Raw genomic sequence first — 8647 nt, 5'->3', positions numbered from 1 at the left:
GAGTGTTATATGGAAAAAGGTTACCGATTATTAGAACGAATTGAACTTGGTGAGCCGAAAAACTGTTATGAAAAAGTGGTTTCACATAGGCATTTAATTGAATCCATTCATCTGCACCTTGCTGATTTGCTTAATACTCATGCGGGTAATGCAATGATCGATGGGGAATATGGCTTACCTGATTTCAATGATGTTCTATCGAACAACACCAATTTAGTTCGTCACATCCAAAAGAACATCACTTCCACAATAGAAAGCTTCGAACCTCGGCTACGAAGCGTTGAAGTACATTACCGAGAAAATCACAACAACCCTCTTCAATTAGGCTTTGGCATATGCGGAGAAGTCTTACACAACGGTGGAAAAGTTCCGATGTCTATCGATGTCTATATGGGAACTGACGGCCAATTTAACGTTTAGTAGGTGCCCATTGAGTAACAGTAAATACTTTCAAGATGAACTCACATATCTACGAGAATCCGGCAGCGAATTTGCCAAGTACAATCCCAAACTGACCAACTTTTTATCTGAAGGAACATTCGATCCTGATGTAGAACGTCTTCTTGAAGGTTTTGCGTTTCTTACTGGCCGTATTAGAGAAAAGATTGATGATGAACTCCCAGAGCTCACTCAGTCGTTAATGACGCTGTTGTGGCCACATTACATGCGCTCGATTCCTTCGTTATGCATTAGCGAACTAACGCCACACTCAGGAAGTGTCACTGAAAAAACAGTGGTGAAGCGTGGGGCTGAGATGGCTAGTGAACAAGTGGAAGGTACGCAATGTTTATTCAGAACCTGCTATGACGTAGAGCTTTTCCCCTTAAAAATCACAAGCATTGACCAAAGCAACAGTCGAACGAGCTCATCTGTTGATGTGACACTTGCGACTGAACATGGGCTAGAGTTATCTCGTATCGGGTTAGATAAATTAAGGTTTCATTTACATGGTGAGATCCATATAACTAGAATTCTTTTCTTATGGATATTTAGATACTTAGACTACGTCGAGTTAGACGTGGGCGGTGGGTATAAACGTAAACTTGGACCTGAATTTGTTAAACCGGTTGGGTACCAAGACGACGAAGCGATACTGCCATATAGCGACAATTCATTTGCAGGTTATCGTTTGTTACAAGAATATTTTTCTTTGCCAGACAAATTTATGTTTTTTGATATTACGGGTCTCGATTGGCTAAAAGGGATACCACAAAGAAGTACCGTGAACCTTAAATTCCATTTTAAGAGAGCATTACCTGCCGAAGTTGTCCTGAAAGATAAGCACTTAAGGTTACATTGCACGCCAGCTGTGAACCTATTCGAAAAAGATGGCGACCCAATTCGGCTTGAACATCGCCGCAATGAGTATAAAGTTCGGCCACAGAGTGACAACCAGGATCACTACGAAGTTTATTCAATAAACCAAGTAGAAAGTTGGAGCAAAAATGAAAGGCGACGAAAACCTCTTATTGAATTTGAGTCATTTGAACACCAAATAAATCAAAGAGATAAACGTGATTTCTACAAGTCAAAAGTTTCAGAGCGAGTGAGTGGAAGAGGGCTTGAGCGTTATATATCTTTTCATACCCACAATGGGGATATTGCAGACCTAGGAACCGAAACGGTTTTGATGAAGTTATTGTGCAGTAATGCAGATTTGTCTGAAAGATTGTCTGTAGGAGACATCATATATACCACACATAAATCTCCAACTTACGCCACGTTTAGTAATATTACTAAACCTACGCAATCTGTTAGCCCGCAAGTGAATGGCGAACTCCAATGGCAACTGATTGCTAATATGTCATTGAATTATCTATCGCTCTCTAACATTGATGTACTCAAGGTTTTACTGTCTACATATGACTTCCATTCTAGAGTAGATAGGCAGGCTCATAGGGCTTCGTTGCACAGGCTTGACGGCATTATCTCATCAGAAATGAAACCTATCGATAGAGTGTTTAGAGGGGTATCCGTTCGTGGTAATCAATTTAAGCTTAAGATGAACTCTAGTTTTTTTGTCAATGAAGGGGACATGTTTTTGATGGCAAATGTATTGAATGAGTTCATACGCTTATATTCAAGTGTTAACTCATTTACAGAGTTAGAAGTCTACGATGAACGCAGTGGCGAAAGCTACCAATGGGCAAGTTTAACTGGACAGCAAACAATCTTATGATTGATGAATTATCAGAAAAAATAAACGAATTTAGCTTTTTTCAAGCAGTTTTGTTGTTAGAGAAGCACTACCAACTATTACCGGGCAGTGATTTTGTAGCGGTTGGTGAAAACAAATATTTTTATCAAGAGAGAATTGCGTTTAGTGTCTCACCAAACCTCTGTTTCCCCAAAAGTGATATGGAATTCATCAGTCATATGGAAAGGTCTGGTGAGCACTATTCGAGAATTGAAACTAACTTTTTAGGATTACACGGTTCAAGTTCACCTTTGCCCACGAACTATACAGAAAAATTAGTAGGTAGAGATGATGATGATAATCCAGTTAGAGACTTCTTTGATTTCTTTCATAATAGATATACCAGTTTAATCTATCGTGTTTGGAAAAAGTACCGTTATCATGTTCAGTATCAAAGCGATGCAACAGATGACTTTTCTGGGCGTATGCTGCACCTAGCAGGGTTGTCTAATGTTATTCAAGAGTCTGATACGATCGGGCTTGATCGTGCAAAGATTTTGTCTTACGTCAATCAGCTATCTACCAGGACACGCTCTCCGAAACTGATTTCTGGCATTGTTGCGCACTATTTTTCATTACCAAGTGTTCGAATCGAAGAGTGGGTCTTTCGAAGAGTAAAAATTGCCGAATGCCAAAGGAATCAATTAAATAGAACGAATTGTATTTTGGGTTCAAATTTACATTTAGGTAAGAGCATCCCAGATCTAAACGGTAAGTTTAATCTTTGTATTGATAACATTGATTTCGAGACGTTCCGAAAGTTCTCCTATGGAGGAGATTTCCATAAAACTTTAGTGGGGTTGATGCGTTTTATTCTTCGTGACCCCATGTCTTGGGATTTAAAGCTAACCGTTGATTTAGACTCAGTTCCAAAGAACCAACTCGGTCAAGGTGATGGGACGAGTTTGGGGCAAACTTTTTGGTTGGGTCAAGCAGGTACGAAAGATGCGAAGATTAGAGTAATTGGAGGCATTTAAAAAAGCCGCTCATAAGAGCGGCTTTATTTTTAACGACTGATTGGCTGGTGTAGCACTACTGTTGTATTGAGAGAGCGAATGCCATTGAAAGACTCTATCTCATTACATAAATGGTGTATTGATTGCAGATCAGGAGCTTCAATCAAAGAAATAATGTCGTAGGTCCCCCCAACAATGCTTGTAAGTCTGACTTCAGGTAGTTCTTTTAATGCATTACTTACATCATTTTTCTTACCTTTTTCACAAGAAATTAGCAAATAACTTGCCGCTTTTCTCCCGTCATTTTCTACTCTTATTTGTGCCGTATACCCTTTGATAATACCGGTTTTTTCAAGTCTGTTGATGCGTTCAGCGACTGCTGTTCGCGACAAGCCGATGTTGCGAGAAAGATTAGCAATCGATTCTCGCCCATTGGAGAGTAGATTCGAAAGAATTTTACGATCTAGTTTGTCTAAGCCTTGTAAACTAATGTTGGACATCATGTGTTCTGCCTTTTCTGAATTATTATTGTATTTGTATTTGTATTTGTATTTGTATTTGTATTTTTACTATATGGCTTCGGGTAGAGTGAAGTTATACAGCTCCGCTAACGTAAACGGGTTTTTCTGAGTCAAAGGAGTGATTCGCAAGCTCAGATCTCTGCCTGATACTTTTATATCACTCACGAAGCTACCGTTATGGGTATTTGTTAACGTTGAGTCACCAAATAACCGATAGATAGCCCATTGACCATTCTTGCTCAGTACATGTTGTTTACCTTCGTCTGTTACATCTTGAATTGTTATACTGATATTGAAATCTCCATTTTGAGGAGGCCACTCAAGTTCACGAATTCTGCTGGGACCATGGTAATAGTTGATATTTGAGTCCGCTATTTTTAAGCTTGCTCTGATCGCACTCGAATCCAGATCAAGTACCTTCGCACTAAATGGAAGGTACAAACGGTTTGTACTCTTGTTGATTAGTGTATCTCTGATGACATTGTAATTTCTTAACTGAACAAGTAGTTCTGGTGAGAGAGGCATAATTTCACCTTCTACTTGTTTTGGCGTCCATAGGTTTGTGTCATAAAAAGGAGCGAAATTTTTATCGATAAATGCATCAAGCAAGCCTCCCGATGCGAAAAGCAGCTCAAAGTCTTCGATCGAAATTTCTTCTGTTGCACTTAGATCAAAAGGGTACCTTCCTAAACCTAACTCTTTGAACTTAGAATAGATCTCACTATACCAAAGAGTCTGTATTCCTTTTGATGATTCAGAAATCATCACGGACCAGCTCTGGTTAACTACGTCTAAAAGCCAACTTCTTACTGGCTCAGGAGATTTTTGTGCAATTTGTTTTAAACGAATCAGAGGATCGGCATCCGTATTACTCATCCGGTGTTGTGCTGCAGACAACGCTGCCATTTGAGGGTCCGGTGCGTCTGCTATATCTTTCATATACGTACGAACTCTGCTCAGTGCAGTTATCGTTTCATCCCATGGTGTAGGGGAGTTTGGGGTTTCGTTAATTTGCAATTGATTCAAGATGTGGAAAGCTTGTTCAACTTTTTTCATTAATAAGTAGTCAGGCTTTACAACTTCTTCAACGAGTTCTGGTGCTGCTTTTACGGCACCCGTAAGTTTAGTGTTAACTTGAGCCATTAATGCTCCTTGTTGACCGATCGGTGAAAACTGCGTGTTTGTATAAACTTGTTTTAGAACCGTTGTCATCGGAGAAGATGGGCCAGAGATCAGATCAATGGCGTTAGTAATCTCCCCTATATTGTTATAACGCTTTACTTTTAGTTCGCTTAAAGCATTTCGCCAATAACTGATGTAGTCATCCGTATATTTTTTTCTTACTTGCTTCTTGAATGTCTCTTGTTCTTTGTCTGTTGGGATTACGTGGTTTGACAAACCCAATACCCAGTTGTCGGTGATGACTTGTTGCGACATTAAATCGACGCGAGGGCGGTAAAACGTACTGAAGCCTGTAGATGTGTAAACTTTATCGATTTCTAATCGTTGAGGATCCAAGTTGTCGTTGAAGACATTATTAAAGTCGAAACCGACTGCTCGCTGTAAATTCAAAGTGCCTAAATCAATGTCACCTGCTTGTTGTAACAAGCTGGCGTACACAAGATCTACATTTGAACTAGAGAGTAGAGAACGTCTTGTCGCACGCACCATATTCATGTTGATCGATACAGGTTCAAAATCAGTGCGGAAATATGCGTCCAAATATTTCATCACTGTCGTGATCGTGTCTGGTTGATCACTGAGTTTTTGGAGCGTTGACATCGTTTGCTGACGTAGAAATTTTATCTCGCGTTTTGTAGGATCATTCAACATTAAGTAACCTTTTAGTAAAGGCAGTGCATTATTAACGTTGTCTTGATTTTGTGTTAGTTGCAAACGATAACCTTGCTCAATTACTGGCATTAAGTGGTTTCTAATTTGCATTATGAGGGCGTTATAAGCGATTTTCGTACTTTCATCGAGACGACTTACATTCATATTCACAAGTTCATTATCTAGCGCTTGTGAGCCACTAAGCCATGCTTGATAAGATGGTTGTACAGTTTGGATCGCACTTGAAAGAGAACTTTCAAAAGAATTGCCTTTTGGGGAAGACGATTGTGAATCATCTATACCAATAAGCTGACTAATCACTCTCAGGTTGTCATCTAAAGTCGTTGAAAACAGGTAAGCACCACTACCTAGTAAAATAATGGAAGCTGCAACGGCTAGACGGCTCTGCCTCTGGATCATCCTAAGGTAAGTCTTGTTTTCACCTGCGAAATCAGATTCAGGCAGGATCTGAGAGTCCATTAAGAAACGCGTAAAATAGGGCGTTTCTGTTAACTGAGTATGTTCCGACGCAATGATCGGCAAGTTAAAGTAGTTGCTGCAACTCTTAGCTAATAGGTTGTATTTTCTACCACCTTGGATATTCGATATAAAAAACACTTCACGGATATCAAGAGAATAAGACCCAGTATTGAGTTCTGAAAGTCGTTCTATCACAGAAGCAATTTCAGACTGACACAATTCGAATTGTTTAGGGAATGCTAATATGGCTTGCTTCTCGTTAACGTCATTAGAGTGAGACGACGAATCTAACGCATTGCTCTCCATTACTTTTACTAAATTACGGAAGCTATCATGGTAGTACTCAACAAATACACCTTTAGCTTCCTTTAATGGAATTGATAGAAATTCAACCGAGGTCTTTAAAGAACTAAAGTGTATGTATTCCTTAAATCCTTCTAGCTTGTCGAGCTTAGACATCATTAAATATAAAGGGATCGCTGAAGATGTTTTTTCACTTACTGATTCTAATCGATGGTTAAGCGCGGTTAACGTGTAATCGATTTGTTCGGTTTCAGAGACAATTAGAAATTCAAAATCGATAAAAAACAAGCAACCAGAAAATGGCTTTCTAGGCTTGTGTTTAATGACCTCATCTACAAATGTGTTCCACAGAGCGCTATCGTTACTTGATACTTCTTGAAACAATAGGCGTTGATCCGGTTTGATATACACGGCGGAGTCTGACTCATACCATTCGAAAAAATCATTCTTTGCAGTACGAGTCTGATCCATTGGCTTGATTGCACTGGAGTTAAGTAGAAACTGAGTTCGACCCGCGTATTTATTGCCAATCATTAAATAGATTGGCTTTTTATTGGAACCAGAAAGAAGCGGACGGATGACCATGGCTAATGCTTCTTCTTCTGTTTCCAGCTTTAGGGCTTTAGTGTTGTTTTTCTTTTTTAGCCACAACGTTACCTGAAACAACGAATAGAAAATTGTTATAGCACCTAAAGCAATCCATAGGTAAAACTTGTCTGTTATATCTAGCCAAAGGATATAGATTGCAGCGATCGTAGCAGCAAGAAAGAGGAAAATGGCCGTTGATATAACAACAGGGTCCCTCATTAGTTTGTGTTTTAACATAAGCCTATTTCGTTGTTTTGAGTTTGTTGTAATACCGAGTCTTAAGACGGTTTTATGAGTTTTACGGTTTATTTGCTGACAGATCTGATTCTAAGGTTTTTATTTTGTGTAAATAGACGTTCAGTATCCGAAGAGATTTCTGTAGTTCTTTTTGTTGTTGTTCTTTTTCTGCATATTCAATGCGGCCAATCAATGGAAAAAGAGAGTTACTGTACTCATAAGCTCGTGCTGTCTTTTTACTTTCACTTCCTCTAATTACATTCGCAAATACAGTCCTGGCGTTAGAAAAGCGTCGGTGAAGTTGGGCGTAATCTGTGTTTAACTTTTCTTGTTCATTGGTGAACTCTTGGCGTAATCGTAGAATAGAAGACGAGTCCGGATACAGCTTGGTCAAATCAAGCGTCAATCGGTCTAAAATATCGATCTGATACACTTTGATTGGATCGGCAACCCAACCTTTCATTAGTGTGTCTAATTGGTTTACGACATTAGGTCTAACATCTTGAGAAATAGGAGCATATTCATATCTTAATGAATGTGCTATTTCATTAAGTTGTGAGATATCAGATGTGATGATTTGTTTAGTCAGATCTTTTAGTTGGTATTGCTTATAAAAGAAGTGAGAGGACAATGCTAAAGCAAGAAATCCGGCTAACAGGTAGACGACTAAATAATTAGAGGGTGTTTTATCGTCGACTTTCGATGTTGTTGCAGATTGCTTATTTGACACATCAATTTTAATGGTTGATGGTTGAGCCACTGGTGTTGGTTGTTTATTTTCTTCTGGAGCTCGGTACTTTCGTTGATTCTCTGCTTCGCGCAGGTTTGCTTCGGTCTCTTTATGTTCATCAACCCATTGCTTTAAGATTCGACGTACCCCACCTAATGAAGGTGCTTTTATACCGTAATGTAGTCTTAGTTCTTCTTCAATTCTCATACATAAGCGATGGCAAGTTTCGATCAGCAGTACGTCGTCGGGGTTTGTTTTAATCGACTTTATTCGTTTTTCTGTGTGTTCAACCATCCAGTCTATCGCCCCAATCCTTGCGTTTGATTTTGTAACTTCTGGATATGCGGTAAACCAATAAACGACGCATAAGTCCAGAATAGAACTGAGTCCTTCAGCTAAACCTTTTAAGCCATCATTATGTGTTGCTGCGACAGTAAAGTAGCAACTACAACGGAAATCTTTGCTGTTTTTCGAAAGTATCGTTTTTGAAAGAGACTGAACCTTTTTCCAAGATACTCTCCCTGTCACCTTATTAAGGTTATTAATTTGACGTTTTATCTCTGTAAAATCATCTAATGCGTTTGGGTTAGTTCCGCTAGGCTTTTCTTCGTCAATAGGCCGTCTTGTGAAATCTGAGGAGAACATAATCTTGATATCCAACTGTATATATAACGAAATCGAAATTTAGCGATAACTAATAAATTTAGCCTCGCTTGTTTTTTATTTATATTTTTCAAGGATTCTATAGTCAAACAGCATAATTTGAATGTTAAAAGATTTGAAAAGTTCTTAATTTCAGCAC

At 38.9% G+C, this 8647-nt stretch carries 6 protein-coding genes; 3 read left to right on the top strand and 3 right to left on the bottom strand.

Features of this window, described 5'->3' with window-relative positions; translation table 11 throughout:
• Positions 1-9: 9 nt before the first annotated feature.
• The 3 genes from tssE to tssG are packed head-to-tail and all read left to right on the top strand — an operon-like array spanning position 10 to position 3174.
• Positions 10-420 carry a type VI secretion system baseplate subunit TssE gene (gene tssE, locus AB4517_RS22400; protein ID WP_017067543.1) on the top strand — a complete coding sequence of 137 codons (411 nt, stop codon included), beginning with the start codon at positions 10-12 and terminating at the stop codon, positions 418-420.
• 10 nt (positions 421-430) lie between these two features.
• Positions 431-2179, top strand: coding sequence for a type VI secretion system baseplate subunit TssF (gene tssF / locus AB4517_RS22395; RefSeq protein WP_076668620.1), 1749 nt, complete (start codon positions 431-433; stop codon positions 2177-2179).
• On the top strand, positions 2176-3174 hold the full coding sequence (gene tssG, locus AB4517_RS22390) for a type VI secretion system baseplate subunit TssG (protein ID WP_372150053.1): 999 nt from the start codon (positions 2176-2178) through the stop codon (positions 3172-3174). Before tssF ends, tssG begins: the two co-directional genes overlap by 4 nt.
• A 29-nt stretch (positions 3175-3203) precedes the next feature.
• Here the strand turns inward: tssG and AB4517_RS22385 are convergent, their stop codons facing one another.
• From AB4517_RS22385 to AB4517_RS22375, 3 genes are all read right to left on the bottom strand, one after another.
• Entirely contained in the window at positions 3204-3656 is a 453-nt protein-coding gene (locus AB4517_RS22385) for an Lrp/AsnC family transcriptional regulator (protein WP_017062578.1), read from the bottom strand.
• Positions 3657-3722: 66 nt separating this feature from the next.
• Positions 3723-7115 (bottom strand): type VI secretion system membrane subunit TssM, encoded by a 3393-nt coding sequence (tssM, locus tag AB4517_RS22380; RefSeq protein WP_372150050.1) that lies wholly within the window; start codon positions 7113-7115, stop codon positions 3723-3725.
• Positions 7116-7176: 61 nt separating this feature from the next.
• Positions 7177-8490, bottom strand: a complete 1314-nt coding sequence (locus tag AB4517_RS22375) for a type VI secretion system ImpA family N-terminal domain-containing protein (RefSeq protein WP_102429258.1) — start codon at positions 8488-8490, stop codon at positions 7177-7179.
• Positions 8491-8647 lie beyond the last annotated feature (157 nt).

The sequence above is a fragment of the Vibrio sp. 10N.222.52.C3 genome, from assembly GCF_041474195.1.
GTDB classification, from domain to species: domain Bacteria; phylum Pseudomonadota; class Gammaproteobacteria; order Enterobacterales; family Vibrionaceae; genus Vibrio; species Vibrio crassostreae_C.
This window is presented reverse-complemented; position numbering and strand designations above follow the sequence as displayed.

Bases quoted from the DNA above. Each gene is read 5' to 3' on its own strand.
- tssE (WP_017067543.1), top strand. From the start codon at position 10: ATGGAAAAAGGTTACCGATTATTAGAACGAATTGAACTTGGTGAGCCG.
- tssG (WP_372150053.1), top strand. From the start codon at position 2,176: ATGATTGATGAATTATCAGAAAAAATAAACGAATTTAGCTTTTTTCAA.
- AB4517_RS22385 (WP_017062578.1), bottom strand. From the start codon at position 3,656: ATGATGTCCAACATTAGTTTACAAGGCTTAGACAAACTAGATCGTAAA.
- tssM (WP_372150050.1), bottom strand. From the start codon at position 7,115: ATGTTAAAACACAAACTAATGAGGGACCCTGTTGTTATATCAACGGCC.
- AB4517_RS22375 (WP_102429258.1), bottom strand. From the start codon at position 8,490: ATGTTCTCCTCAGATTTCACAAGACGGCCTATTGACGAAGAAAAGCCT.